Source organism: Caballeronia sp. INML1 (assembly GCF_023631085.1).
Lineage (GTDB): Bacteria > Pseudomonadota > Gammaproteobacteria > Burkholderiales > Burkholderiaceae > Caballeronia > Caballeronia turbans.
In genome coordinates this window covers 143,963-169,881 of the sequence record NZ_JALQDT010000010.1, presented here as the reverse complement: position 1 = coordinate 169,881, position 25,919 = coordinate 143,963, and the positions used below count along the sequence as shown (strand labels likewise).

General features: G+C 63.7%; 23 protein-coding genes. 6 read left to right on the top strand and 17 right to left on the bottom strand.

The window, feature by feature from the left end:
- Positions 1-96 precede the first annotated feature (96 nt).
- Positions 97-1,374 (bottom strand): amidohydrolase family protein, encoded by a 1,278-nt coding sequence (locus NCR38_RS04785; protein WP_061119862.1) that lies wholly within the window; start codon positions 1,372-1,374, stop codon positions 97-99.
- 78 nt (positions 1,375-1,452) lie between these two features.
- Positions 1,453-2,289, bottom strand: a complete 837-nt coding sequence (locus tag NCR38_RS04780) for a nitrilase-related carbon-nitrogen hydrolase (protein ID WP_061119944.1) — start codon at positions 2,287-2,289, stop codon at positions 1,453-1,455.
- Between the two features lie 108 nt (positions 2,290-2,397).
- Between NCR38_RS04780 and NCR38_RS04775 the strand changes: the two genes are divergently transcribed.
- Entirely contained in the window at positions 2,398-3,297 is a 900-nt protein-coding gene (locus tag NCR38_RS04775) for a LysR family transcriptional regulator (protein WP_250476514.1), read from the top strand.
- Here the strand turns inward: NCR38_RS04775 and NCR38_RS04770 are convergent.
- The 7 genes from NCR38_RS04770 to kdpF form a co-directional block, all read right to left on the bottom strand.
- Entirely contained in the window at positions 3,281-3,865 is a 585-nt protein-coding gene (locus tag NCR38_RS04770; protein ID WP_061119864.1) for a GNAT family N-acetyltransferase, read from the bottom strand. The two genes, NCR38_RS04775 and NCR38_RS04770, sit on opposite strands and share 17 nt — an antisense overlap.
- 46 nt (positions 3,866-3,911) lie before the next feature.
- The gene (kdpE, locus tag NCR38_RS04765) at positions 3,912-4,607 is read right to left on the bottom strand and encodes a two-component system response regulator KdpE (protein WP_061119865.1); all 696 of its coding nucleotides are present in this window, start codon (positions 4,605-4,607) and stop codon (positions 3,912-3,914) included.
- Positions 4,600-7,389, bottom strand: a complete 2,790-nt coding sequence (locus NCR38_RS04760; protein ID WP_061119866.1) for a sensor histidine kinase KdpD — start codon at positions 7,387-7,389, stop codon at positions 4,600-4,602. The genes kdpE and NCR38_RS04760 overlap by 8 nt, the downstream gene beginning before the upstream one ends.
- Before the next feature lie 697 nt (positions 7,390-8,086).
- Complete coding sequence (gene kdpC, locus NCR38_RS04755; RefSeq protein WP_061119945.1) at positions 8,087-8,668, bottom strand: potassium-transporting ATPase subunit KdpC; 582 nt, start codon at positions 8,666-8,668, stop codon at positions 8,087-8,089.
- A 28-nt stretch (positions 8,669-8,696) separates the two neighbouring features.
- The gene (gene kdpB / locus NCR38_RS04750; RefSeq protein WP_061119946.1) at positions 8,697-10,754 is read right to left on the bottom strand and encodes a potassium-transporting ATPase subunit KdpB; all 2,058 of its coding nucleotides are present in this window, start codon (positions 10,752-10,754) and stop codon (positions 8,697-8,699) included.
- Between the two features lie 85 nt (positions 10,755-10,839).
- The gene (gene kdpA, locus NCR38_RS04745; protein ID WP_250476513.1) at positions 10,840-12,624 is read right to left on the bottom strand and encodes a potassium-transporting ATPase subunit KdpA; all 1,785 of its coding nucleotides are present in this window, start codon (positions 12,622-12,624) and stop codon (positions 10,840-10,842) included.
- A complete protein-coding gene (kdpF, locus tag NCR38_RS04740; RefSeq protein ID WP_040049727.1) occupies positions 12,621-12,716 on the bottom strand; it encodes a K(+)-transporting ATPase subunit F in 96 nt (31 codons plus the stop codon). Before kdpF ends, kdpA begins: the two co-directional genes overlap by 4 nt.
- Positions 12,717-13,023: 307 nt before the next feature.
- On the opposite strand from kdpF, the gene NCR38_RS04735 reads away from it, so the two are divergent.
- From NCR38_RS04735 to xth, 3 genes are all read left to right on the top strand, one after another.
- The gene (locus tag NCR38_RS04735) at positions 13,024-13,638 is read left to right on the top strand and encodes a phage integrase central domain-containing protein (RefSeq protein WP_409241421.1); all 615 of its coding nucleotides are present in this window, start codon (positions 13,024-13,026) and stop codon (positions 13,636-13,638) included.
- A gap of 170 nt (positions 13,639-13,808) precedes the next feature.
- On the top strand, positions 13,809-14,831 hold the full coding sequence (locus NCR38_RS04730; RefSeq protein ID WP_061119869.1) for an acyltransferase family protein: 1,023 nt from the start codon (positions 13,809-13,811) through the stop codon (positions 14,829-14,831).
- Positions 14,832-15,261: 430 nt separating this feature from the next.
- Positions 15,262-16,044 carry an exodeoxyribonuclease III gene (xth, locus tag NCR38_RS04725; protein ID WP_250476511.1) on the top strand — a complete coding sequence of 261 codons (783 nt, stop codon included), beginning with the start codon at positions 15,262-15,264 and terminating at the stop codon, positions 16,042-16,044.
- Between the two features lie 18 nt (positions 16,045-16,062).
- On the opposite strand, the gene ntrC is transcribed toward xth, so the two are convergent.
- Together ntrC and glnL are read right to left on the bottom strand one after the other, a co-directional pair.
- Positions 16,063-17,547 (bottom strand): nitrogen regulation protein NR(I), encoded by a 1,485-nt coding sequence (gene ntrC, locus NCR38_RS04720; protein ID WP_061119872.1) that lies wholly within the window; start codon positions 17,545-17,547, stop codon positions 16,063-16,065.
- A 109-nt stretch (positions 17,548-17,656) separates the two neighbouring features.
- Positions 17,657-18,799: a nitrogen regulation protein NR(II) gene (gene glnL, locus NCR38_RS04715; RefSeq protein WP_061119873.1), complete on the bottom strand. Its 1,143-nt coding sequence runs from the start codon at positions 18,797-18,799 to the stop codon at positions 17,657-17,659.
- Positions 18,800-18,821: 22 nt separating this feature from the next.
- Here glnL and NCR38_RS04710 point away from each other — a divergent pair, with 22 nt between their 5' ends.
- Positions 18,822-18,974 (top strand): hypothetical protein, encoded by a 153-nt coding sequence (locus NCR38_RS04710; protein WP_250476510.1) that lies wholly within the window; start codon positions 18,822-18,824, stop codon positions 18,972-18,974.
- On the opposite strand, the gene glnA is transcribed toward NCR38_RS04710, so the two are convergent.
- Positions 18,962-20,377 carry a type I glutamate--ammonia ligase gene (gene glnA / locus NCR38_RS04705; protein WP_061119874.1) on the bottom strand — a complete coding sequence of 472 codons (1,416 nt, stop codon included), beginning with the start codon at positions 20,375-20,377 and terminating at the stop codon, positions 18,962-18,964. The two genes, NCR38_RS04710 and glnA, sit on opposite strands and share 13 nt — an antisense overlap.
- 370 nt (positions 20,378-20,747) lie before the next feature.
- Between glnA and NCR38_RS04700 the strand changes: the two genes are divergently transcribed.
- Positions 20,748-21,212, top strand: coding sequence for a rhodanese-like domain-containing protein (locus tag NCR38_RS04700; RefSeq protein WP_250476509.1), 465 nt, complete (start codon positions 20,748-20,750; stop codon positions 21,210-21,212).
- Positions 21,213-21,221: 9 nt separating this feature from the next.
- On the opposite strand, the gene NCR38_RS04695 is transcribed toward NCR38_RS04700, so the two are convergent.
- The 5 genes from NCR38_RS04695 to NCR38_RS04675 form a co-directional block, all read right to left on the bottom strand.
- Positions 21,222-21,917 (bottom strand): copper homeostasis protein CutC, encoded by a 696-nt coding sequence (locus tag NCR38_RS04695; protein WP_061119876.1) that lies wholly within the window; start codon positions 21,915-21,917, stop codon positions 21,222-21,224.
- On the bottom strand, positions 21,914-22,744 hold the full coding sequence (locus tag NCR38_RS04690; RefSeq protein WP_061119877.1) for a molybdopterin-binding protein: 831 nt from the start codon (positions 22,742-22,744) through the stop codon (positions 21,914-21,916). The genes NCR38_RS04695 and NCR38_RS04690 overlap by 4 nt, the downstream gene beginning before the upstream one ends.
- Before the next feature lie 16 nt (positions 22,745-22,760).
- Positions 22,761-23,612, bottom strand: a complete 852-nt coding sequence (locus tag NCR38_RS04685; RefSeq protein ID WP_061119878.1) for an EI24 domain-containing protein — start codon at positions 23,610-23,612, stop codon at positions 22,761-22,763.
- Between the two features lie 78 nt (positions 23,613-23,690).
- On the bottom strand, positions 23,691-24,710 hold the full coding sequence (locus NCR38_RS04680; RefSeq protein ID WP_061119879.1) for a sterol desaturase family protein: 1,020 nt from the start codon (positions 24,708-24,710) through the stop codon (positions 23,691-23,693).
- Positions 24,711-24,794: 84 nt separating this feature from the next.
- A complete protein-coding gene (locus tag NCR38_RS04675; protein ID WP_061119880.1) occupies positions 24,795-25,808 on the bottom strand; it encodes a beta-propeller fold lactonase family protein in 1,014 nt (337 codons plus the stop codon).
- Positions 25,809-25,919 lie beyond the last annotated feature (111 nt).

Sequence of the window (25,919 nt, the reverse complement as noted above, 5' to 3'; positions counted from 1 at the left end):
TAAATTGCGCGCTGTGCTTGCTCATAAAAAACACCCCAAGTCGTTGGACGGTTGTCCAACTTTTGGGGTGCAGTTCAATCCAGGGACCGGGGTTTTTTATCGCCTGTCGATCCTGAAATCGATCTCCGATGGCCGCCCTTCCAGCGCCAGCGACGCGCGAACGGCAGGGCTTCGGCTGATCACCTTGCCTCGTCGCACGACGGCCGTGCGCGCCGCCCGCAGGCGTATCGCTTCGATAGGATCGCGCGCGTCGAGCACGACGCAATCCGCGTTGCATCCGGTTTCGATGCCGTAACCTTCCAGCCCGAGAATGCGCGCGGGATGCTTCGTCACCGCATCGAAGCAGGCGCGCATCGCATCGACGCCGGTCATCTGCGCGACGTGCAGACCCATGTGCGCGACTTCGAGCATGTCGCCGGAGCCGAGGCTGTACCACGGGTCCATCACGCAGTCATGGCCGAACGCGACCGTGATGCCGCCCGCCATCAGTTCGGGCACGCGCGTCATGCCCCGTCGCTTCGGATACGTATCCGAGCGCCCTTGCAGCGTGATGTTGATGAGCGGATTTGCGATCGCCGCGACGCCCGCCTCGCGCATCAACGGAATGAGCTTGCTGACGTAGTAGTTGTCCATCGAATGCATCGACGTGAGATGCGAGCCGGTCACGCGGCCGTGCAGTCCGAGCCGATGCGTTTGCGCCGCCAGCGTTTCGATGTGGCGCGACATCGGATCGTCGGATTCGTCGCAGTGCATGTCGACGCGCAAGCCCTGCTCCGCCGCGTATTCGCACAGGAGCTTCACCGATGCCGCGCCGTCGGCCATCGTGCGCTCGAAGTGCGGAATGCCGCCGACGACATCGACGCCCATCGCGATCGCGCGCTTCAGGTTGTCGAACGCGCCCGCGCTGCGCAATACGCCGTCTTGCGGAAACGCGACGAGTTGCAGATCGAGATACGGTTTCACGCGACGCTTGACTTCGACGAGCGCTTCCACGGCCAGGAGGCGCGGATCGCAGACATCGACGTGAGAACGGATCGCGAGCAGCCCGCGCGCCACGGCCCAGTCGCAGTACTGCAACGCGCGCTCGACGAGCGCTTCCTGCGTGAGCTCGGGCTTCAGCTCGCCCCACAGCGCAATGCCTTCGAGCAGGGTGCCCGACGCATTCACGCGCGGCAATCCATAGGAAAGCGTCGCGTCCATGTGGAAGTGCGCATCGACGAAAGGCGCGGTGACGAGCGAGCCGTTCGCATCGATTTCCTCTCGCGCGGTGGCCGCCAGATGCGGCTCGATCGCGGCAATACGCCCCGCTTCCATGCCGATATCGTTAAGCCCGCGCGAGTTCGCGAGCGATGCGCGGCGAATGATCAAATCCATGTGCGAAACCTCCGTCAGGCCGTTCGTCCGATGTGTTCGTCCGATTGTATCGGGACAGAAAAGCCGTGCGCGTTCGATTCAGCGCATCACGCGATGGCGTCCGACCACAGCGAAACTGAGCGACAGCGAACCGCGCGGCATGGCGCGTTCCGGTTCGATCGCGAGCGGATAGGCGTTGCCCTGGCGCGCGAGCGGTTCATAAAGATCAGGACGGCGCGCGGCCAGCGCCTTGCGCCCTGCACTCGCCTCGGCCAACGATGGCCGCACGTCCGCGACGACGAGATGGTCATTGCCCGACGCACGACGAGCGAGCACGCGGCCGTCCGGGCCGGCGATCAGCGCCTCGTCGCCCGACGTGTGGCTGCACGCGATGAACATGCCGTTGTCGGCGGCGCGCGCGGCGAGCATCCCGCGATGCGTTCGATCGCCGCGCATCGGTGCGATGAGAAGCGTCGCGCCAAGGAGCGCGGTCATTCGCACGTTTTCGACGACGTCGTTGTCATCGCCGATCAGAATGCCGATGCGTGCGCAGAAGGGCGCATCGAACACGGTGAAGCGCTCACCGCTATGCAACCCGCGATGCGACGCATGCAGCTTGCGATGGCGCACGTGCGCGCCGCCCGGAAAGAGCATCGCATAGCTGTCGTAAAGGCGCCCGTCTTCGGTGCGCTCGATCCAGCCGACGCCCGCCGCGACGCCGGTATCGTCGACGGCGGCGGCGATCGCGCGGATCGAAGGGCCATCGAACGATTCGGCACGCGATGCGTCGTCCGGTACGCCGATGCTCAATTGCGGGAACACCACCAGCTGTACCTTCTGAAATGCGGCGTCGGCGATCAGCGCACGATGGCGCGCGGCATCGCCATGCTGTGAATCGAGCGCAGTCACGGCGATGCGAAACGAAGTGGCATCCAAGCGAGGCTCCGGAACAATCGAGTAGATGGCCTCATTGAACCGCTCGCACATCGATAAGTAAAATGAATGTTTCGATCGATTCGATCGCCAGAAGGAATCGAATATCCGATGGAACTGAAACTCCTGCGCGCCTTCCTCACCATCGCCGAACTGCGCCATTTCGGCCGCGCTGCCGAAGCCCTGCACCTCAGCCAGCCCGCGCTCAGCAAGCAGGTCGCCGCGCTCGAAGCGAGCCTCGGCGCGCGTCTGTTCGAACGCGGGCGCCACGGCGCGGATCTGACGGCGTTCGGCGCCGGCTTCATCGCCGATGCGCAAGCGCTGGTGCGCGATGCCGACGCCGTGCTCGTGCGCGCACGCGAAGCCGCGAGCGGTGCGCGCGGGTTTCTGCGCGTCGGCTTGTGCCTGTCGACGCTTACGCATGTGCCGAAGCTGATCGCGGAGTTCGGCGCGCTCAATCCGGGCGTGAGCATCACGCTGCACGATCTTTCGTCCCACGAGCAGACGCGCCGCATCCTCGCGAACAAGCTCGATGTGGGATTCATGCGCATGCCCGCTAACGCCGGGCTTTCGGGCTTCACCGTACTCGATGAAACGCTCGCGCTCGCCGTGCCCGAGCACACGCGCTACAAACGTCTGCCCGTGGACCTGAACGAACTGAACGAGCCGGGATTCATCGCGCTATCGCGCACGCGCGGGCCGGGTCTCGCCGCGCAGATCGATCGCTGGTGCGCCGGGCACGGCTTCGTGCCGCGCGTGATTCAGGAAGCGGACGACATTCAATCCGTCCTCGCATCCGTGGCGGGCGGCGTGGGCGCCGCGTTCCTGCCATCGCGTGCGCGATACCTGCTGCGCGATGCACGCGTGCTGACCTTGCGCGATCAGGCCGCGCGATGGCGCGTCGGCCTTGCATGGCAGGCCGAACGCGACGATACCGTCACGCACGGCTTCGTCGCGTTCATGAAAGCGCGCGTGAAGACATTGAAGGCGACCGCTACGCTCGACGCCTGAGCTTCGCGAGAAGCATCGCTTTGACGCCGGGCCATTCGTCGTCGATGATCGAAAAGCGCACCGAGTTGCGCTTGCGGCCATCGGGCATGATGCGCTCGTGCCGCACGATGCCTTCCTGTTTCGCGCCAATGCCGAGTATCGCCGCCCGCGATGTCTCGTTGAGCTCGTCGGTGGAGAATTGCACGCGCACGCAGTTCATCGCTTCGAACGCGTGCGCGAGCAGCAGATATTTCGCTTCCGTGTTGATGCCGGTGCGCTGCGTCGATGCCGCGAGCCACGTATGGCCGATTTCGAGCTTGCGGTTCGCGCGATCGATCTTCCAGTAACGCGTGCTCCCGAGGACGCGCCCGCCATCGGCCTGCACGATTACGAAGGGCATCACCGTGCCGGCATCGCGACCCGCGAGCGCGGTGTCGAGGTAGCGGTCGATCGTGTCCTCATTCGGCACGACCGTCACGTTCAGATTCCAGAGCTCGCCATCGGCGGCGGCATCGAGCAAGGCGGCACGGTCATCGCGTTGCAGCGGGCGAAGCTGCACGCGTTGCCCGTTCAGGGTCGGTTGGCTCATCGACTGTCGGCAGGTTTGCGTTGAGACGACATCATAATTCGCCGCGCTATCCGATGCCCGCGAGCCGATATCCGACGCCCGTCTCCGTCACGATATGCACGGGCTGCGCGGGGTCGCGCTCGAGCTTCTGCCGCAAATGCCCCATGTAGACGCGCAGGTAATGCGCGTTCCCGACGTGTTCCGGTCCCCACACTTCGCGCAACAACTGCCGATGCGTGAGCACGCAGCCCGCGTGACGCATCAGCACAGTCAGGAGCCTGTATTCGATCGGCGTGAGGCGCACCGGCTGCCCTTCCCGCGTCACGAGCCGCTTGCCCAGATCGACGGCGATATCGCCGAAGCGAATCATCGGCGTCTCGTCCTGCGCCTGCGCGTTGCGCCGCAACTGCGCACGCATGCGCGCGAGCAGTTCGGGCACGCCGAAGGGCTTGGTCAGATAGTCGTCGGCGCCCGCATCGAGCGCGGCGACTTTCGTTTGCTCGCTCGTGCGCGCCGAGAGCACGATCACCGGCGTGCGCGTCCAGCCGCGCAGCTCGCGGATCACGTCGATGCCGTCCGCGTCCGGCAAGCCGAGATCGATCACGATCAGATCGGGCTTGCGCGTCGCGGCTTCGCGCAGGCCGGCCGCGGCCGTATCGGCTTCGATCGCCGTCATGCCGTGCGCATGCAGCGTCGCGCGCACGAAGCGGCGAATCTGCGGATCGTCCTCGATGACGACGACCGATACGGCCGCATCAGGCATCGCCCGCTCCCGGCGTCGCCGCCTTCGATTCGATATCTTCATCGGGCGGCACGTCTTCCGGCGGCGCATCGTCGGCCGGCAGCGTGAACCAGAAGCGCGCGCCCTGTATGCGTCCGTTCGCGTCCTCACGATTTCCCGCCCCGATCTGCCCGCCATGCGCCTCGACGATCGCGCGGCAGATCGCGAGACCGAGCCCGATGCCCGGCTGCGCCGATTCCTTCTCGCCGCGCGTGAACTTGTCGAAGAGACGGGTCTGCATGCCGGACGGCACCCCCGGGCCTTCATCGTCGATGCACACCCGCACGAAGCGCGCATCGCCGTCGTGCTCCAGCGCGGCGCTGATGTGTATCGGTGTCCCCGGCGGCGTGTACTTCGCGGCGTTTTCCAGCAGATTCGCGAAGAGACGCTCCATCAGCACCGCGTCGAGCTGCAGAAGCGGCAGATCGGCGGGCACGCGCACTTGCACGGCGCGTCTTGCGAGCACGCGGCGCGAGGTCGCGAGCGCCGCGCCCACGGTCTCCTCGAGCATCGACCATTGGCGGTTCAGGCGAATCGCGCCCGCTTGCAGGCGCGCCATGTCGAGCAGATTCGTCACGAGCCCGCTCATGCGCAGCGCTTCCTCGTGGATCGCGTGCACGAGTTCCTGCGCCTCATCCGCGCCGCCTCCGGCTTCGCGCGCCCGTTCCTCCAGCACCGAAGCGAAGCCGACGATCGAGGTGAGCGGCGTGCGCAGATCGTGCGAGATCGCGGACAGGAGCGAGTTGCGCAAGCGCTCCGATTCCATGTTGACGAGCGCGTCCTGCGCGATCTCGACGTAATGCACACGCTCCAGCGCGAGCGCGATCTGCGACGCGAACGTCTCGATCATGCGGCGCTGCTCGGGCACCGCGAGTTCGGCCTCGCGCTCGGTCGCAAGCGCGAGCACGCCGCGCGTGCGCATCGGCGCTTTCAGCGGCAGATAGAGCGCCTGACTCGCGGGCAAGGTTTCGGTGCCGCGGCCCGCGGGCTTCTGCTGGTCGTAGACCCATTGCGCGATGTCGAGATCGAGACGCGCGGCGTCGAGCGTTACATCCGGATTCGGCTCGCCCACTTTCTGCCGCACTTTTTCGGCGGCGTCGGGCAACAGCATCGCGACCTTCGACTGAAACACCTCCGCGACGTGACGCGTGCCGATTTCGATGATCTGCTCGGTCATCAATGCGGCGCCGAGTTCCCTGGTCATCGCGTACATTGCGCCGGTGCGGCGTTCGCGCTGCGACGCGATGCGCGCCTCGCGCCGCAGGCTCGACGTCAGATGGCTGATCGTGAGCGAGGTCAGCAGCATCACGATGAAGGTCAGCAGATACTGCGTGTCCGTCACGGAGAAAGACAGCTCGGGCGGCACGAAGAAAAAATCGAACGCGGCGACGGAAAGGAACGACAGCATCACGCCCGGCCCGCGCCCGAGGCGCACCGCTGCGAAGATCACGCCGAGCAGGTACAGCATCACGAGATTCGTGAGCGCGAACCGATGCGCGGCCAGCATGTCGGCGACGAGCGTGATGGCGCCGCCGATCGCGAGCGCGACGACATAGGCGCGCGGCGGCGAGTGCGCGCCGTCGCGCCAGATGCCGAACGCCTGCGCGAGCGTGCGGCGTCGCTCGTCGCGGGCGCCGGTCGAAACGAGCGTCACGTCGATATCCGAGCCCTGCCGGATGATGCGCTCGCTGACCGGCCGCGCGAACACGCGCCGCCATCCTTCACTCGCCGATGCGCCCGCGACGAGCTTCGACACGTTGCGCATGTGCGCATAGTCGATGAGCGTCGCGGCGGCATCGGCGCCGTCGAGCGTCACCGTTTCCGCGCCGAGTTCGGAGGCGAGCTTGAGCGCATCGAGCGTGCGGCGGCGGATGTCGTCGGACAGGCGTTGCAGCTTCGGCGTTTCGACGTAGACGGCGAGCCAGTCGGCCTTGAGCGCAGCGGCGAGCCGCGCCGCCGCGCGCACGAGCGTCGCGCTTTCCGGTCCCGGCCCGACGCACGCGATGAGCCGCTCGCGCGCGCGCCAGATGCGTTCGATCGACTGATCGGCGCGATATTCGCGCATCTGCGCATCGACGCGGTCCGCCGTGCGGCGCAACGCGAGCTCGCGCAGCGCGATCAGGTTGCCTTTGCGAAAGAAGTTGCGCACCGCGTGCTCGGCTTGCTGCGGCAGATAGACCTTGCCTTCGCGCAGACGGTCGAGCAGTTCTTCGGGCGGAAGATCGACGAGCGTGACTTCATCGGCGAGATCGAAGATGCGGTCGGGCACGGTCTCCCAGACGCGAATGCCGGTGATGCGGCCCACGATGTCGTTCAGGCTTTCGAGGTGCTGGACGTTGACGGTCGTGTAGACGTCGATGCCCGCGTCGAGCAGTTCCTGCACGTCCTGCCAGCGCTTCATGTGGCGCGAGCCTTGCACGTTCGAATGTGCGAGTTCGTCGACGAGGATGAGTTGGGGCTTTCTTGCCAGGGCTGCGTCGAGGTCGAATTCGGCGAGCAGACGGCCGCGGTACTCGATGCGCGCAGGCGGGAATGTTTCGAGCCCTTCGAGCAGGGCGAGGGTTTCCTTGCGGCCATGCGTTTCGACCACGCCGACGACGACTTCCACGTTCTCGTCGCGGCGGCGGCGCGCGGCCTGGAGCATCGCGAAGGTTTTGCCTACGCCGGCTGAGGCGCCGAAGAAGATCTTCAGCCTTCCGCGCTGGCGTTTTTCTTCGTCGCGGTGGAGTTTGTCGAGGAGTTCGTCGGGGGTTGGGCGGGGCATGGTTCTGGTTTTTTGCTTCGCTTTGCTTTGGTTTGCTTCGGTTTGCTCGGGCTTCTATGGAATCCTGTGTTCGTGTCGGTCGATTGGCTCTGCCCCTGTGCGGGGCGGCAGTCACTTTCTTTGCTGCTGCAAAGAAAGTAACCAAAGAAAGCAGCTCGAGACGCCCGCGGTCACACGCAGTTTGGCCATGCTTGCCAGCCCATCGTGGGCTGCCTAAGTGTCTCCCTCATAGGCCCAACCGGGCTTGGCTCGCGCACGGTCTGTCGCCTCGCACCGCTTCACTCACTGGCTCAGCGCCAAATGGCTCCAGCCCGCTTCGCGGCCGACCGGTCAATCGGGTTTGCCGAACCTTCTTTACTAACGCCTCCATCTCACTGCAAGTCAGACCGATGTTGTCCCTTGCATACCCTGCGGCAGCGCGTAGCGCTGTGCCGGCGCCATTTTGTGCTGAACCAGCGCGCTTGAACAACTAGCTTGTCAGACCGTGTGCGATCCAAGCCCGATTAGTCTTGTGAGGGCGACACTTAGGCAGCCCACGATCGCCTGGCAAGCATGGCCAAACTGCGTGTGACCGCGGGCCTAACAAGCTGCTTTCTTTGGTTACTTTCTTTGCAGCAGCAAAGAAAGTGACTGCCGCCCCGCACAGGGGCAGTGCTAATAAACCAAAAACAAAACGGGATCCGGCAAAAAAAAACCCCTACCGCCCCACGTGCTTCTCATCCAAATCAAGATTCAATTTAAGCACATTCACCCTGGGCTCTCCGAGCAAACCAAACTGCCGCCCGCTCGTGGCCCGAGCGACAATCGCCTCGACCTCCGCCACCGACATCCCGCGCTCCTTCGCAACGCGAGGAACCTGATAAGCCGCGGCAGCAGGACTGATATCCGGATCGAGCCCGCTCCCCGACGAAGTCACGAGATCGACAGGCACGGCAGCCCGATTGCCCGGATCGAGCTCATGCAACGCGGCGATCCGCGCCTTGACCTCATCGGCGAGCGCGGGATTCGTCGGCCCGAGATTCGAGCCGCCGGAATTCCCGGCGTTATACGGATTCGGCGTCGTCGCCGACAAACGGCCCCAGAAATACCCAGGCGCATCGAACTGCTGTCCGATGATCGCCGAGCCGATCACCTTGCCATCGCGCTCGATCAGACTGCCATTGGCCTGATGCGAAAACGCCGCCTGTCCGATCGCGGTCACGACCGCCGGATACACCACGCCCGTCACGACGCTCAACGCGACGAACAACACCAGCATGGGACGCAAAAAGCTCTTCATGATGTACATGCCTCGATAAAAGATGCGGTCAACTCCAGCCCAGCGCGGCGATCGTCATATCGATCAGCTTGATGAACGGAAACGGCAACAGAATTCCGCCTAGGCCGTAGATCAGCAGGTTCCGTCGCAACAACGAAGCCGCACCGAGCGCGCGATACTTCACGCCCTTGAGCGCCAGCGGAATCAGAAACACGATGATCAGCGCGTTGAAGATCACCGCCGACAAGATCGCCGACGCAGGCGAAGCCAGATGCATGACATCCAGCACGCGCAACTGCGGATACGTCGTCGCGAACGCGGCCGGGATGATCGCGAAGTACTTGGCGACATCATTCGCGATGGAAAACGTCGTCAGCGAGCCGCGCGTCATCAGCATCTGCTTACCGATCTCGACGATCTCGATCAGCTTCGTCGGATTCGAATCGAGGTCGACCATGTTGCCCGCTTCCTTCGCGGCCTGCGTGCCGGTGTTCATCGCCACCGCGACGTCGGCCTGCGCGAGCGCGGGCGCGTCGTTGGTGCCGTCGCCGGTCATCGCGACGAGCCGCCCCTGCGCCTGATGTTCGCGGATCGTCGTGAGCTTGGCCTCGGGCGTCGCCTCGGCCAGGAAGTCGTCGACGCCCGCTTCCGCCGCGATCGCCGCGGCCGTCAGGCGGTTGTCGCCCGTCACCATCACCGTCTTGATGCCCATCTTGCGCAGCTCCGCGAACCGCTCGCGAATCCCGCCCTTCACGATGTCCTTCAACTCGATCACGCCGAGCGCACGCGTCGTATCGTTCACGCGCTCGGCGACCACGAGCGGCGTGCTGCCGCGACGCGCGATCTCGTCGACGGCGTTCTGCACGTCCTGCGCAAAGCGCCCGCCGTGCTCTTCGACGTACTTCTTCACCGCATCGGCCGCGCCCTTGCGGATCTCGCGATTCTGAAGATCGACGCCGCTCATGCGCGTCTGCGCCGTGAACGCGAGGAACGTCGCGTGCAGTGTCGCCATGTCGCGCTCGCGGATATTGAAGCGCTGCTTCGCCAGCACGACGATGCTGCGGCCTTCCGGCGTTTCATCGGCGAGCGATGCGAGTTGCGCCGCATCGGCGAGATCGCGCTCGGCGATGCCTGGCGCCGCGACGAACGTCGATGCCTGGCGATTGCCGAGCGTGATCGTGCCGGTCTTGTCGAGCAACAGCACGTCGACGTCGCCCGCCGCCTCGACCGCGCGGCCCGACGTGGCGATCACGTTCGCCTGCATCATGCGGCTCATGCCCGCGACGCCGATCGCCGAAAGCAGCCCGCCGATCGTCGTCGGAATCAGACACACGAGCAGCGCGACGAGCGCGGTGATCGTCACGACGTGGCCCTGCTTCGCCGCTTCCACGGAGAACAGCGAGAACGGCAGCAGCGTGGCCGTGGCGAAGAGCAGCACGAGCGTCAACGCGACGAGCAGGATCGTCAGCGCGATTTCGTTCGGCGTCTTCTGACGTTTGGCGCCCTCCACCATCGCGATCATGCGATCCAGAAACGCCTCGCCCGGATTCACCGACACACGCACGACGATCCAGTCCGAGAGCACGCGCGTGCCCCCCGTCACCGACGAGAAGTCGCCGCCCGACTCGCGGATCACCGGCGCCGATTCGCCCGTGATCGCCGATTCGTCGACGGATGCGACGCCTTCGATCACTTCGCCATCGGCGGGAATCACATCGCCCGCTTCGACGAGGACGACATCGCCTTTACGCAGATCGGTCGACGTCGTGATGCGGATCGGCGACTTCGGATGCGGCTCGTTGAGCTTCTTCGCCATCACGTTGTGCTTCGCGCTGCGCAACGACGCGGCCTGCGCCTTCGAGCGCCCTTCCGCGAGCGCTTCGGCGAAGTTCGCGAAGAGCACGGTGAACCAGAGCCACAGTGCGATCGCGAGAATGAAACCGGCAGGCGCTTCGGCCTGGCCGGCGAGCGCGGCAATGAAGAGGACCGTCGTCAGGATGCTGCCGACGTAGACGCAGAACATCACCGGATTGCGCAATTGCGTGCGCGGCCCGAGCTTCCTGAACGCATCGACGATCGCGGGCTTCACGAGCGCCGGGTCGAACATCGAGCGCGCCGCCGTGCGTGCCTGCCCGAGATTCTCCGGGCGATGCAGCGGAGGTTGATTGGATTGAGTCATGCTGTTCCCGAATTCAGTGGCCTGTGATCATGGTGAGATGCTCGACGATGGGACCGAGCGCGAGCGCCGGCACATACGTGAGCGCGCCGACGAGCAGCAGCGTGCCGAGCAGCAGCACCACGAAGAGCGGACCGTGCGTCGGCAGCGTGCCGGCGGTCACGGCAAGACGTTTCTTCGCCGCGAGCGAGCCCGCGATGGCGAGCACGGGCACGATCGAGCCGAAGCGGCCGAACCACATCGCGATGGCGAGCATCGAGTTATAGAACGGCGTGTTCACCGAAAGGCCCGCGAACGCGCTGCCGTTGTTGTTGGCGGCGGAGCTGAACGCATAGAGGATTTCGGAGAAGCCATGCGCGCCGGGATTCGCGATACCCGCGGTGCCCGACGCCGTGAGCACGGCGATCGACGTGCCCACGAGCACGATCAGCGGTGTGAGCAGGATCGCGATCGACACCATCTTCATCTCGAACGACTCGATCTTCTTGCCGACGTATTCCGGCGTGCGTCCGATCATCAGCCCCGCGACGAAAACCGCGAGCAGCGCGAAGACAAGCATGCCGTAGAGCCCAGAGCCGACGCCGCCGAAGATCACTTCGCCGAGCTGGATCAGCAGCATCGGCACGAGGCCGCCCAATGGCGTCAGTGAATCGTGCATGTTCGCAACCGCGCCGCACGACGCCGCCGTGGTCGCGACCGTGAAGATGCCCGATTGCGCAATGCCGAAGCGCGTTTCCTTGCCTTCCATGTTGCCGCCCGCCTGCGATGCGAAGGCGCGCGTATCGACGTGCAACGACGCGTAGAGCGGATTGCCCGCCTGCTCCGCCGAAATCTCGCCGACGCACGCGGCCGCGAACGCGATGGTCATCGCGGCGAGCACGGCATAGCCTTGCCGGCCGTCGCCGACCGTGCGGCCGAACACGACGCACAGCGCCGCCGGGATGATCAGCATCGCGAGCATCTGCATGAAGTTCGAGAATGGCGTCGGGTTCTCGTACGGATGCGCGGAGTTGGCGTTGAAGAAGCCGCCGCCGTTGGTGCCGAGCATCTTGATCGCTTCCTGCGACGCGACCGGGCCCATCGGCAACGTCTGCTTGTCGGCCGTGAGCGTTTGCGTGACGGACTTGCCCTGCGCGTCAGTCGATTGCATCTGATAACGCGTGACCTGAAGCGTCGGCACGTCCTGAGACGCCTTGAAGTTCTGGATCGCGCCCTGGCTCACGAAGACGAGCGCGAAGACGACGGCGAGCGGCGCGACGATGTACAGCGTCGTGCGCGTGAGATCCACCCAGAAGTTGCCGATGGTCTGCGCCGAGTGCCGCTTGAAGCCGCGAATCAGCGCGACGACGACCGCGATGCCCGTCGCCGCCGACAGGAAGTTCTGCACGGTAAGGCCGAACATCTGCGCGAGATAGCCGAGCGTGCTTTCGCCGCCGTAGTCCTGCCAGTTCGTGTTGGTCACGAAGCTGACGGCGGTGTTGAACGCGGCATCGGGCGTCATGCCGCTCATGGATTGCGGATTGAGCGGCAGCATGCCTTGCAGGCGCAGCAACGCGTACAACACGAGCGCGCCGAGGACATTGAAGAGCAGCACGGCAAGCGCGTAATGCTTCCATGACATCTCGGCATCGGGGTCGACGCCGGCGATGCGGTAGAGCATCGATTCGAGCGGGCGGCCGATTCTGCGCACGACGATCGACGTGCCGTCGAGCACGCCCGCCATGTAACGCCCGAGCGGAATCGCGAGCGCGATGAGTACGACGATGAAGATCGCCGTCTGCACGAAGGTATTGGCGTTCATTCGAGATCCTCCGCACGCAGGAGCGCGTACACGAGGTACACGAGAAGCAGCAGCGTCGAGGCTGCCGCGAGCCACATCATCCAGGCGTTCATGAGCGGCCTCCGGGCACGCGGCGGCGCAATCGCTCGCAGCCGCCCGCGAGCGCCACGCATAGTCCCCAAAAAAGGACGATGCCGGCGAGGTAAAGCAGGTCCATGTCGTGTTCTCCCCTTGTGTGGTTCAGGACAGGGTCGAGATTAAGGAAATGGACGTAAAGGGCGCGACAAAGGTGGGAATCGGGGCGTAAAAATCGCGTAAACAGGCTGTCGTCACGACACAAAGGCCGCGCGCACGCATCGCGCCGCAGTAGATGCCGGGCACGATCCAGCCGCTGGGAAGCGCGCCGAAAAGGTCCGGTCGATTGCCGCGTGGAACGTCTCGGATCTGATCGATGACTTCAAAGACAAGACGCTGAAAGCGCCTCTCGCTGACGGGACGATCTATTACCGAAAGTGGGATCTGGAAAACGTGCTTCGCCCGAAGCTCGGCTCGATGGAAGTTCGCAAGGTCACGCCGGCTGACATCATGCACATGCTGGAACGCAGCAAGCGATCGTGGACCGTCTGCAAACGCATCCTCACGACATCGACGCAACTGTTTGCGCACGCCTCACGGAAGCGGATGATCGACGTCAATCCGTGCGTCGGCATCACGCAGAAGTCGATCATGGGCCCGCGTCCGCCGGTCAGATCACGCGTCATGCTATCCGAGGACGAGTTGCGTAAGTTGCTCGGCGAGATCGACGAGACCATCGGCCGCGAGCACGGCCTTGCTCTTCGTGTACTGCTTGCGAAATGCGTGCGCACGGTCGAGCTGGCCTACACTGCGCCCACGTTTCTCGGCTACCTCGGTCTCGTATATCTCGTGTCCTGGCTGTCGTATCGATACATCGAGTTTGGGGCGGTCAAGGAGTGGAGGGCTCTGCTGCCATCAACGCGAAAGGTCGATGCGGCCGTTGCTGCACCAGCCGACTAGTCGTCGCCCGAGGCTGCATCGCCTGCCGCAGGACGGCCGGAAGACGGTCGTAACCTCAAAAGAAAAAGCCACCCGAAGGTGGCTTGGTGTGACCGGTCTGCACCTGCTTGCCGCCTCGCGGGCGGCTGGTTTGTCACTGGTAAAATGCGCGCTCTAAAACAGGGGGAGCAGTGGCAAAGCGCAGAGTGGATTGGATCGACGCGGCTAAGGGAATCGGCATTTTCTTTGTGGTTCTCGGGCACAGCCCGCTCTCCTACGAGAGTCGAGCGTTCGTGTACGCGTTCCACATGCCGTTGTTCTTCTTTCTTTCAGGGTTTCTCGTCGCCAATGCAAATTCGCTTTCAATGGCTGACAAGGCCAAGTCATTGCTGATTCCCTACTTGCTGTTGTGCCTCATACAGCTTGCGATTTTCACGTCTTACGAAAAGGCGCTCATCGACGACCCGACGACGACTGCGCAGGCGATATGGGGTTTTCTGTACTCGTCTGCCCCGGCGCTGAAAATCGACAAACCGTACTGGTTCCTGCCGTGCCTGTTCGTGACCTTCGCGTATTTCAAGCTTCTCACAAGACTAAGGACTACCCGGGCATTAGCAGTAGCAGTCGTTTTTCTTTCGATCGTCGCCTACGAATACAGCTCAATCGCAAGGTCAATGCACCTGCCTAGGTGGCCCTGGAGTTCCGATACAGCATTGATGGCTGTTTGCTTCATGATTGCTGGCTACCTATGCCGGCCGCTGTCGCCCGTTGTCGAGAGTTTGCGAAGACGCACTTCGTTTTGTATCGCAGCGCTCTTATTCTTCGCGGTATGGGTCGTGGTGCAGTTCAATAGCCGAAGCGACATGCTCGGACTCGGCTACGGGCGACACCTGTACCTCTATGCTGCCGGATCAGCCGCAGGCATTGTTGCCTGCATCTCGCTGGCGCAAGCGCTGTCGCGCGTCCGAGTATTGAAGCGGCTAGGCGAGAACAGCCTCACGCTTTTCATGTTCCAAGGCAACGTTTTAATACTTATCAACGTTGTCATCGGACAGTTGAACAATGCGCAGATCACTGATTGGCATGTCCAGGACACACTCAAGTGGGGAGTGATCTACGCCCTGGTCGCGATCGTTGCGTTGATGCCGTTCTGTTGGCTTGTCAACAGGTACGCCCCCTGGTTGGTGAGGGGCATACCTCGATCGGCCCCGTAGCGCTGCATCCGTGGCCCGCGCTCGGGCACCCACAGGAATTGACGTGCCCGGGAGACCCAAGCAGGTCGCCATGACTGTGGTCGGCAGCGCCGGGTGACGCTCGATGAAGTAGATGCGCCCGATCCCGTCCTGGAACCGGCCGGCCGATGTGTCGGGATCGACGCCGTTCACGACCTCGAGGATGTCGTCGTTTTTTGCGCCGACGATCGCTGCTGTGCTCGAGGCAAGCTGGCCCTGCGGTGCGCTCAGATTAGGCGTGCCGTCGGCGTTCGTCGTGCCAATGGAAGTGAGCGCGGATAGAATGGCTGGCGCCCTCGACCCCGCCCGATCGCCCACCAGGGCACGGATGGGTAGCCAAGTGGGTAGCTAGCCCGCGCCCAAGGCGCCCCGCCCTCCTCAAAGCCTTACTGACAAAGCCTCTCTGAATCTCGTGAAAATCGCCACCTGGAACGTCAACTCACTCAAAGTCCGCCAGCAACACGTCATCGACTGGCTCGCGCTCTCGGGCGTCGACGTGCTGTGCCTTCAGGAACTGAAGATGCCCGACGAGAAATTCCCTCGCGCCGAACTCGAAGCCGCCGGCTACAAGAGCTGGTTCGCGGGACAGAAGACGTACAACGGCGTCGGCATTCTGGTGCGAGCGGACGCGGGCTTCGAAGTGGATGAAATCAGCGTGGTGCGCAATATCCCCGGTTTCGAGGACTTGCAGCAACGGGTGATCGCCGCGACGATCGACGGCGTGCGCATCGTCTCGGCCTATTTCCCGAACGGTCAGGCGCCCGGCTCCGAGAAGTTCGCCTACAAGATGCGCTGGCTGGATGCGCTGCGTGAATGGCTGCGCGAGGATATGGCGCGTCACCCGCAGCTTGCGCTACTGGGCGATTACAACATCGCGCCGGAAGACCGCGATGTGCACGATCCGAAGGCCTGGGAAGGACAGAATCTCGTCTCGCCCGAAGAGCGCGCGCACTTCGCGCAGCTCGTCGAGCTCGGCCTGACCGATGCCTTCCGCAAGTTCGAGCAGCCCGAGAAGCTCTTCACGTGGTGGGACTACCGGATGATGGCGTTCCGCCGCAACGCGGGGCTGCGCATCGATCACATTTTGTTGTCGGAACAGCTCGCGGCGCGCTGCACGTCATGTGAAGTGGATAAGGTGCCGCGCAAGTGGGATCAGCCGTCCGACCACGCGCCCGTGATCGCGACGATCGACTGATCCCTGTTCAAGCCCCGCTCACGCGTCGAGATGCAGTTCCTGAATCTTGCGCGTGATCGTATTGCGGCCGATGCCCAGCCGCTCCGCCGCCTCGACCTTGCGCCCGCGCGTGAAATCCAGCGCCTCGCGGATCACCGCGGCTTCGAAGCGGCGCGCGAGTTCATCCATCACGTCGGCGGAATTTTCGCGCAACAGGCGCGCGACTTCGGTGCGCAAGCCGTTCTCCCACACGCTCGTCGCGACGCCCGCGACCGTCGGCGCCGACGCGATCGCGCCGTTCGGCGCAGCGGGCGCCGGCGCCACCGCGCCATCGGAAGAAACGGCAATGACCTCCGGCGCATAATCTTGCCGCGGCGTGAGATCGGGCGGCAGATCCTTCTGCTCGATCACCTGCGCGGGCGCCATCACCGTGAGCCAGTTGCAGAGGTTCTCGAGCTGACGCACGTTGCCGGGAAACGGCAGCGACGCGAGATACGCGAGCGCCGCATCCGACACACGCTTGGGCTCGACGCCGAGATCCCGCGCACTCTTTTGCAGGAAATGGCGCGTGAGCAGCGGAATATCCTCGCTGCGCTCGCGCAGTGCCGGCAGACGCAGGCGAATCACGTTCAGGCGGTGATACAAGTCTTCGCGGAACAAGCCCTGCCGCACGCGCGCATCGAGATTCTGGTGCGTCGCCGCGATCACCCGCACGTTCGCCTTCAGCGGATTGTGCCCGCCCACCCGATAGAACTGTCCGTCCGACAGCACGCGCAACAGGCGCGTCTGAAGGTCGAACGGCATGTCGCCGATTTCATCGAGAAAGAGCGTGCCGTTCTCGGCCTGCTCGAAGCGGCCCTGGCGCATCGCCTGCGCGCCCGTGAATGCGCCGCGCTCGTGGCCGAACAGTTCGGACTCCAGCAGATCCTTCGGAATCGCCGCCGTGTTCAGTGCGATGAACGGTCCGTTCGCGCGTGGGCTATGTCGGTGCAAAGCGCGCGCGACAAGCTCCTTTCCGGTGCCTGATTCGCCCGTGATGAGCACGGTCGCCGCCGAATGCGACAAGCGGCCGATCGCGCGGAACATATCCTGCATCGCGGGCGCCTGGCCGAGCATCTCGGGCGTTTCCGTCACCCGCTCGTCGACGGCCGCCTCGCCGCGCATGCTTTCGTCGACGGCGCGGCGGATCAGCTCGACGGCCTTGTCGACATCGAAGGGCTTGGCGAGATATTCGAACGCGCCGCCCTGGAATGCGGCCACGGCGCTATCCAGATCCGAGAACGCCGTCATGATGATGACGGGCAGACCCGGCAGGCGGTCGCGCACGGTCTGCAGCAGCTCCAGCCCGGAGCCGCCCGGCATGCGGATGTCGGAGACGAGCACTTGCGGGCTTTCTCCTTCGAGCGCGGCGAGCGCATCGCGCACACCGGAGAAACTGCGCGTCGTGAAGTTTTCTCGGGCCAGCGCCTTTTCCAGCACCCAGCGGATGGATTGGTCGTCGTCTACTATCCAGATCGGCTTCATATCGTTCGGCGAGAAGTCTTCGTATGGTTCGGTGTGAGCCCGTCGAAACGGTCAGGCTTCGATGCCTGATGTGTCACGTGCTTCGCGTGACGTCGCTGGTCGATCGTGATCAATTCTCAAACGGCAACAAGATGGCGAATTCGGTGCAACCCGGCCGGCTCTCGACTTCGATCAAGCCATCGTGCTGATGCACGAACGACTGCGCGAGCGTGAGACCGAGTCCGCTGCCGTCTTCCCTGCCCGATACGAGCGGGAAGAAGATCCGGTCGCGGATTTCGCTGGGGATGCCGGGACCGTTGTCAGTGATATGCAAGTCCAATGCCAGTTTGTGCAGCTTTTTGCCGATCGTCACCTTGCGCGCGATACGCGTGCGCAGTTCGATCCGCGCATCGCCCTGAGAAATGCGCTCCTTCAGCGCTTCGGCTGCGTTGCGCACGACGTTGAGGAGCGCCTGAATCAGTTGCTCCTTGTCGCCGCGCAGGTCGGGCACGCTCACGTCGTAGTCGCGCTCGATCGTGAGGCCGCGCGGGAACTCCGCGAGGATCACGGCCCGCACGCGCTCGCATACTTCGTGGATGTTCACATCGCCGACGATATGCGGATGCCGGTGCGGCTCCAGCAAGCGATCGACGAGCGTCTGCAGGCGATCCGACTCCTTGATGATGACCTGCGTGTACTCGCGCAGTTCGTCGCGTTCGCGTGCGCCGAGCTCGAACTCCAGCAACTGCGCGGCGCCCCGGATGCCGCCGAGCGGGTTCTTGATCTCGTGCGCGAGATTGCGGATCAGCTGCTTGTTGACGGCAGTGAGATCGTGGATGCGCTCTTCGCGATCGGTGCGCAGATGGCGCTCGTTCTCGAAGAGTTCGAGCAGCACGTACTCCGACGCCGCTTCGAGATAGCCGACAATGGCGTGCACATGCACCGGCTCGCGGCTTTGACGTTCGAGCACCGCGTCGAGCCGCGTCGCGTTGAAGCGGTTCTCCGCGATCGACGCGATCGTGGTCGCCAGCTCGTCCGCATTCGCGAACAGCTCGGGCCAGTTCATCTGCGTCAGTTGCTTGCGCGACATCTCCAGCATCGCTTCGGCCGACGGGTTCGCGTACGCGATCCTGAGATTGCGCATGTCCAGAACGAGCACGTTCGTGGGCAGCGCCTCGAATCCCGGAAGCAGTCCGCTTGCCGCCAGTTGCGAGTCGTCCGTCAGCGCATCCGCGTGGCCCTTGCGCGCCTTGATCAGGTTCTTTAACACCATCGTGCAATGGTTGAGGTCGTTCGTGACACCGATCTTCTTCTCGATCTATGACATTGCGGCGATTAAAAAAGGGACGGCGCGCCGTCCCTTTTTTTCACTGCATCGCATGCGTCGCGCGCTTCGCCGGACTGCTCGCTTCGAAGCGCGCTCGGGCCATGCCGCTTACAGCGAGTAGTACATCTCGAACTCGATCGGATGCACCGCCTGACGATAACGCTGCAGCTCGTTCGTCTTCAGTTCGATGTATGCGTCGAGCATCGAATCCGTGAACACGCCGCCGCGCGTCAGGAACTCGCGGTCCGCGTCGAGCGCGTCGAGTGCCTGATCGAGGCCCGCGCACACGGTCGGGATCTTCTTGTCTTCTTCCGGCGGCAGGTCGTACAGATTCTTGTCCGCGGCTTCGCCCGGATGAATCTTGTTCTGCACGCCGTCGAGACCCGCCATCATCAGCGCGGAGAAGCACAGGTACGGGTTCGCCAGCGGATCCGGGAAGCGCGTTTCGATGCGGCGGCCCTTCGGGTTGCTCACGTGCGGAATACGGATCGATGCCGAACGGTTGCGAGCCGAGTAAGCCAGCTTCACGGGCGCTTCGAAGTGCGGCACGAGACGCTTGTACGAGTTCGTACCCGGGTTCGTGATCGCGTTCAGCGCGCGCGCATGCTTGATGATGCCGCCGATGTAGAACAGCGCGAATTCCGACAGGCCTGCGTAGCCGTTGCCCGCGAACAGGTTCTGGCCGTCCTTCCAGATCGACTGGTGAACGTGCATGCCCGAACCGTTGTCGCCGACGATCGGCTTCGGCATGAAAGTCGCCGTCTTGCCGTACGTGTGCGCCACGTTATGGATGATGTACTTCATCTGCTGCAGCCAGTCCGCGCGCTGAACCAGCGTCGAGAACTTGGTGCCGATTTCGTTCTGGCCCTGGCCCGCCACTTCGTGGTGATGCACTTCGACCGGAATGCCGATCTGCTCGAGCAGCAGACACATTTCCGAGCGGATGTCCTGGAACGTGTCGACCGGTGCGACCGGGAAGTAGCCGCCCTTCGTGCCCGGACGGTGGCCGGTGTTGCCGCCTTCGAATTCCTTCGCCGACGACCACGGCGCTTCTTCCGAGCCGATCTTCACGAACGTGCCCGACTGGTCAGTGTTCCACTGCACCGAGTCGAAAATGAAGAACTCCGGCTCCGGACCGAAGAAGGCGGTGTCGCCCAGGCCCGAGCTCTTGAGATAGGCTTCCGCGCGTCGTGCGAGCGAACGCGGGTCGCGCTCGTAGCCCTTGCCGTCGGCGGGCTCGACCACGTCGCAGGTCAGGACCAGCGTGGACTCTTCATAGAACGGGTCGATGAACGCGGTGTCCGCATCCGGCACGAGCAGCATGTCCGACGCTTCGATACCCTTCCAGCCGGCGATGGACGAACCGTCGAAAGCGTGGCCGCTTTCAAATTTGTCTTCGTCGAATGCCGAGACCGGCACGGAAACGTGTTGTTCTTTGCCGCGCGTGTCGGTGAAGCGGAAGTCGACGAACTTGACGTCCTCGTCCTTGACGAGTTGCATGACGTCGGCCACGGATTTACTCATTACCTATCTCCTGATTAACAAAAGTCGGCGAATCGCTTCGCCGCCCCGACCAATCCTGTACATCAATTCAATCGAGGTTGGAAAAGCAGCTTCCGTGCCAAGCGCACCATCTCTGCGCTAAGCGCTTGAAGCAGCGTGCGTTTTGTGTGAAACGACTTCATTTCCTGCGACGGCCATTAATGCGCTGTCAAGCCGTCTGCACCTTTTCGGTGCGTCCGAGTTTGCTCAGTATTATCGGAGCACCTTTTGGGTGCGTCGCGCCTGACGTGCACCACTTTCGCACATCAGGCACTAAGGCTTTGCCCGCGCTCGGTGGTCCCCGCGTGCCGCGCTAGAATAATTCTTTGCGCTTAACGGAGACTGATGCGCCATGAGCACACTCGAACAACTCTATAGCCAGGCCGGAAAACGCGCCGCCGAGAACAACCTGACCTACGCAGGCGCCTTCTCGCCCGTCGAAGCTTTCGAACTGCTGCAACTCGACCCACGCGCGCGCCTCGTCGACGTGCGCACGCGTGCCGAACTGGATTGGGTCGGCCGCCCGGCCATCGATGGCGCGCAGTACGCGCACATCGAGTGGATTCGTTACCCCGGCTCGGTGCCGAACGCCGAGTTTATCGAACAATTGAGACAAGTCGCCACCCCGGATACGCCTGTCGTGTTTTTGTGCCGCAGCGCCGCGCGTTCGAAGCTGGCGGCAGTCGCGGCGCAGAAAGCGGGATATGCGCAAGCGTATGACCTGCTCGAAGGATTCGAAGGCGACAAGGATGGGCAAGGGCATCGGAAAACGGTGTCGGGATGGTGTTTCCGCAAGCTGCCGTGGATCGGGGCTTGAGCGGCTTGCTCAGTCCCGCGCGTCGAGCAGTGTCCGCACGCGCCTGACGCTCGCTTCATCCACAGGCGCGAGCCCCTTTCCATCGACACGCACACCCGAGCCGAAGTGCACCGCGCGCACGCCCGTCGATGCGACGAAAGGCGCAGCCGCATCGACGGTCAGTCCGGCGCCCGCGAGCACCGTGCAGCGCTCTCCCGCCGCCCTTTCGACGAGCTTCGCGATCACCGTCTGCGCGTCCAGCACCGACGGCTTGCCGCCCGACGTCAACACGTTCGTCACGGCATCGAATGTCAGCAGCGTATCGAACGCGGCGAAGAGATCGCGAGCTTCGTCGAACGCGCGGTGAAAAGTGAGCTGTAAGCCATCCGCCGCTTCGATCACGCGCGCGAGGCCGTCGTTATCGACATCGCCATTCGCGTTCAGCATGCCCACGACGATCGCATTCGCCCGCGTCTTCGCCACTGCACGCACGTCGCGGATGATGACCGCGTAGTCGTCGGCGTCGTAGACGAACGAGCGACTATGCGGCCGCACGATTACATTCACCGGAATGCCGACCGCGTCGATCACCGCTTCGATCAGCCCGATGCTCGGCGTCAATCCGCCCTCGCCCATCGCGGTGACAAGCTCCAGCCGGTTCGCGCCGCCGCGTTCCGCCGCGCGCGCATCGGCGACCGTGGTCGCGATGACTTCAAGCAACGTCACTTCGCTTCCTCCGGCGGCACTTCCACGACCTCGCCGCCCAGCGCGATCACGCCTTCACGCAGCACCTCGAACGCCGCGTTCGCCTGCTCGGGGTCGCCCTTGACGCCCAGGTCGATATGCGAGCGCGCGTAAAGAGCGCCGCGCGCCGCATCGCCGACGCTCGGCAGGCTGAATGCGCGCACGCCGTCGAAATCGCGCTCGATCGTGACCATCAGCGGCGTGATGCGCGATTCCGGCAGGCCGAAGACGAGCAGCGAGCGCTCGACATGCGGCGTCGCGTGATGCAGATGCGCGTACTTCGTGTCGAGCACCCATTCGATCATCGGCCAGGCCATCACCGGAAAGCCCGGCACGAAGTGATGATCGCCGACTGAGAAGCCGGGAATCTTGTTGTAGCTGTTCGGAATGATCTCCGCGCCCTGCGGAAACGTCCCCATGTTCAGCCGATGCAGGTTCTCCGGCGACTGCAGATCGACCGGCTTGTCACCCGCCTGCGCCGCCTGCGCTGCCGTTTCCCGAATGCGCGCGCGGATCAGCTCCGCCGCTTCCGGATGCAAGGCGAGCGGCACGCCCAGCGCTTTCGCGGCGCACTGGCGCGTGTGATCGTCCGGTGTCGCGCCGATGCCGCCCGTCGAAAAAACGATATCGCCGGACGCGAAGGTCCGCGCGAGCGTCGCGGTGATGCGCGCGGGATCGTCGCCGACGTATTCGGCCCAGTCGAGCGACAGGCCGCGCGCACTCAGCAATTCGATGATTTTCGGCAGATGCTTGTCGGTGCGGCGGCCGGACAAAATCTCGTCGCCGATGATGATGACGCCAATGCCCATGTGTGCCCCTTTGTTCTTACAGTGAAACGTCGCGGGATTCGACCGTGATCGCCGGATAACCCGGCTCGTTCGCGCGCAGGCGCTCGAGCGCGTGCAGACAGTAATGCGCGAACCACAGCGCGGAAAACACGAGGATGAAGGCATACGCCCAGATCGTCACGGCGGCGACGACCGGAAAGAGCGGCAAGAGCCACACGGACCACGCCCAGAGCATCGTCGGTACGGAACTCAGAAGGCCGCTCACGATGCCGATGGCGAGCAGGGGCCACCGCGCATCGCGCACGATCGCGCGGCGCTCTTCCGCGCTGGCATGCAGCGCGAGCGCGTCGTAAGTCATCACGCGATAGGTCAGCCAGCCCCACATAAGCGGCGGAATCAACGCGAAGAACGGCGGAATCAGCCACAAGGGCAGCGTGACGACCAGCAACACGAGACACACGAGCGTCGTCAGCACCGAGTGGCCGAGACTGCCGTACCACGTGCCGCCGCGCCGTTCTTCGAGCGACGAATAATGCCCTTTCGGCCGTCGCGTGAGCAGCTTGACGACGCCGGGCATCGACAGCGTCGCGATCAGCAGCAGCACCGTGACGACGATGAGCGGCACCGTCATGATGACCACGAGGAATGGCGCGATCACCGCGTGCAGCGACGAGAAGCCGACGGTATCGAAGAGGCGGTACATCGCGGACGTGAGCGCCCAGCCGTCGAGCCAGCTGTTCGCGGCGCCGGTGAGCGTCTGCCAGAAAAACCAGAGGAGCGCGCCCCACACCACGGTGGCAACGCCGAAAGGCATCAGCGTCAGCCAGAGCATGCGCGGATGAAAGACGTTCGCAAGCGCGCGCACGAACGAACGCAGCAGGTCACTCATGCGTGATTCGAAGAAGGAAAAAGAGGAACCGACAGGATAAACCAGCGCCGCACGCGGGCGCTGGTCTCGACGGAAAGTTCAGACCGCCGCCGAGTTGTCGGACGCGGACGCGCCCGCGCGCCGCGCCGAAAGGCGCGCGGCGATGCGTTTGAACGCGAGCCAGTGCTGTTCGATGAAACCGTCGCCGTAGTGCACGGGCTTCACGCCCGGGGCGCCGAGCTGGTCGCGTATGCCGGTCGGCTCGACGGTGCGGTTGAACGATGCCGAGCGGAACAGGATGTCCCAGAACGAGAACAGCACGCCGAAGTTGCAGCCGTAGGTCGTCCCTTCGTGACCGAAGCCGATTGCGTGATGGCGGCGATGGAACGCCGGACTCACGACGATGCGGTCGAAGAGCCACCCGAAGTGCAGCCGGATGTTCGCGTGCTGCACGCTCTGCATGAAATTCGTAATGGCGACGAGCACAACGAACTGCGACGGCTCCACGCCGATCACGAGCGCGACACAGGCGAAGAAGCTCGCCTGCAAAACATCGTCGAGCAGATGGTTGCGATCGTCCGTCCAGAGCGACATCTTCTGCTGGCTGTGATGCACCGCATGCAGTTCCCACCAGATGCCGAAGCGATGCTCCAGGCGGTGATACCAGTAGCCGGCGAAATCGAGGATCAGCAGATAGATGAAAAACGTGACGAGCGGCTGCGTCGTGACGCCGGGCCACAGGTTGTCGATCTCGAGGTTCGGCACGTCATGGATGCGCAGCCAGCTCTGCATCGAATCGAAGAGCGGCTGGAACGTGAAAAAGAAAAACAGATTGAGAATGCCGAGCTTGACGATCCACGTATAGAGCACGTCCACACGCACGCCCTTTCGGTCTTTCCATTCCTCGGCGGGGCGGAACGCTTCGAGCGGGCGCAGGATCGCGTACATCGCGAGCACTTCGAGGACCCCGACAATCACCCAGTAGAGCGCGTCGTAGGTGTCCTCGTCGTAGTCCATCATGCCGATCTTGAACAGCGCCGGCTGCACGACATCGACATAGAGAAGCGTCTGCAGCCAGGAAACGAGACCGTCCAGCGACGAAAGAATGGAATGAAACATGGTGCTCCGTGGTGCTTGGGCCGTCCGGTGCGCCGGCCTTTCCTCAATCGTAGTATAGGGCGCGTAAAGCGCCCTCTGCTCCGCTCATGCCCCGTTGGGCGCCGTCACCGGTGCGCGATTGTAGAAGTAGATGCCGTGCGGCGAGCGGCCGACCTTGATGGTTTCGATCAGCTTACGGTTCGCCAGATCGATCACGCCGACGTGCTTGGCGAAGCGGAACGTAACCCACAGATACTTCTTGTCGGCGGAAAGTTCCATGTCGTCCGGGCCCGGCAGAAGACCGGTGATATCGCCGACGTTCGTGAGCGTGTCCTCGTCGATGATGCTGATCGTGTTCGCGACGCGATTCGACACCAGCACGTGCTTGCCGTCGACCATCGAGCGGAAGTTGTGCGCGCCCTTGCCCGTCGTGATGGTCTTGACGACCTTCTGGTTGCGCCAGTCGACCACGGCCACGTAGTCCGCGCCCGTCATGCCGACGAGCAGGAATTTGTCGCCGGGCGTGAGCCAGACGCCGGCGGGCACCTTGCCGACCTTCATCTTCCATTTCACCGTCTGGGTCGCCAGATCGATCGCGGCGATTTCACCGGACACCTGCAGCGAAATGAACGCGGTCGAACTGTCGTTCGTGAACGCGATGTGGCTCGGCATCGTCGCGAGCGGCAGGCGCTTCGCGAGATTCACGTTCTTGCCGTCGAAATGGTAGATGTCGAGGCGGTCGAGGCGCAGGCCCGTCGACACGAACCATTTCTTGTCCGGCGAAAAGCCGATCTGATACGGATCCTCGATGTCCTGCACCCAGCGCTGGAACGCGCCGGTTTTCGGATCGACGAACATCAGGTTGTTCGACACCGAGTTTGCGACGATCAGCGACGAGCCGTCGGGCGTCGGCATCAGGTGGTGCGGCTCCTTGCCGGTCGGCACGGTGCCGATGACCTGACGCGTGTTTTCGTCGATCAGGCTCAGCGTGGCTTCCGCCGAGTTGAGCACGATCACGTTGTTGGCGAACGCCGCGGTGGCGACAAGAGCGGCGCCGACGGCAAGCGCCGCGCGTGCGGCGGCCGTGCGGACACGGCCGGGATGGAAAATATTGCGCATGGAAAATAGGCTTCGGAAGGCAGGCGTCATTGTAGAACGTTTGCCTCGCGCGGCGCGTTGACCGGGTGCGGCTTTTTGCGCAATACGCTGAAGCGGCGCAAGAAATAGCAG

What these genes read in the sequence shown, in the direction of transcription:
- kdpF (WP_040049727.1), bottom strand. Translation starts at nt 12,716, where the DNA reads ATGAACGCCTGGATGATGTGGCTCGCGGCAGCCTCGACGCTGCTGCTT.
- NCR38_RS04770 (WP_061119864.1), bottom strand. Translation starts at nt 3,865, where the DNA reads ATGAGCCAACCGACCCTGAACGGGCAACGCGTGCAGCTTCGCCCGCTG.
- ntrC (WP_061119872.1), bottom strand. Translation starts at nt 17,547, where the DNA reads ATGAAGCCGATCTGGATAGTAGACGACGACCAATCCATCCGCTGGGTG.
- NCR38_RS04690 (WP_061119877.1), bottom strand. Translation starts at nt 22,744, where the DNA reads ATGGGCATTGGCGTCATCATCATCGGCGACGAGATTTTGTCCGGCCGC.
- kdpE (WP_061119865.1), bottom strand. Translation starts at nt 4,607, where the DNA reads ATGCCTGATGCGGCCGTATCGGTCGTCGTCATCGAGGACGATCCGCAG.
- glnL (WP_061119873.1), bottom strand. Translation starts at nt 18,799, where the DNA reads ATGGTGTTAAAGAACCTGATCAAGGCGCGCAAGGGCCACGCGGATGCG.
- NCR38_RS04775 (WP_250476514.1), top strand. Translation starts at nt 2,398, where the DNA reads ATGGAACTGAAACTCCTGCGCGCCTTCCTCACCATCGCCGAACTGCGC.
- NCR38_RS04685 (WP_061119878.1), bottom strand. Translation starts at nt 23,612, where the DNA reads ATGAGTGACCTGCTGCGTTCGTTCGTGCGCGCGCTTGCGAACGTCTTT.
- NCR38_RS04675 (WP_061119880.1), bottom strand. Translation starts at nt 25,808, where the DNA reads ATGCGCAATATTTTCCATCCCGGCCGTGTCCGCACGGCCGCCGCACGC.
- kdpA (WP_250476513.1), bottom strand. Translation starts at nt 12,624, where the DNA reads ATGAACGCCAATACCTTCGTGCAGACGGCGATCTTCATCGTCGTACTC.
- NCR38_RS04680 (WP_061119879.1), bottom strand. Translation starts at nt 24,710, where the DNA reads ATGTTTCATTCCATTCTTTCGTCGCTGGACGGTCTCGTTTCCTGGCTG.
- kdpB (WP_061119946.1), bottom strand. Translation starts at nt 10,754, where the DNA reads ATGTTCGACCCGGCGCTCGTGAAGCCCGCGATCGTCGATGCGTTCAGG.
- NCR38_RS04760 (WP_061119866.1), bottom strand. Translation starts at nt 7,389, where the DNA reads ATGCCCCGCCCAACCCCCGACGAACTCCTCGACAAACTCCACCGCGAC.
- NCR38_RS04785 (WP_061119862.1), bottom strand. Translation starts at nt 1,374, where the DNA reads ATGGATTTGATCATTCGCCGCGCATCGCTCGCGAACTCGCGCGGGCTT.
- glnA (WP_061119874.1), bottom strand. Translation starts at nt 20,377, where the DNA reads ATGAGTAAATCCGTGGCCGACGTCATGCAACTCGTCAAGGACGAGGAC.
- NCR38_RS04700 (WP_250476509.1), top strand. Translation starts at nt 20,748, where the DNA reads ATGAGCACACTCGAACAACTCTATAGCCAGGCCGGAAAACGCGCCGCC.
- kdpC (WP_061119945.1), bottom strand. Translation starts at nt 8,668, where the DNA reads ATGAAGAGCTTTTTGCGTCCCATGCTGGTGTTGTTCGTCGCGTTGAGC.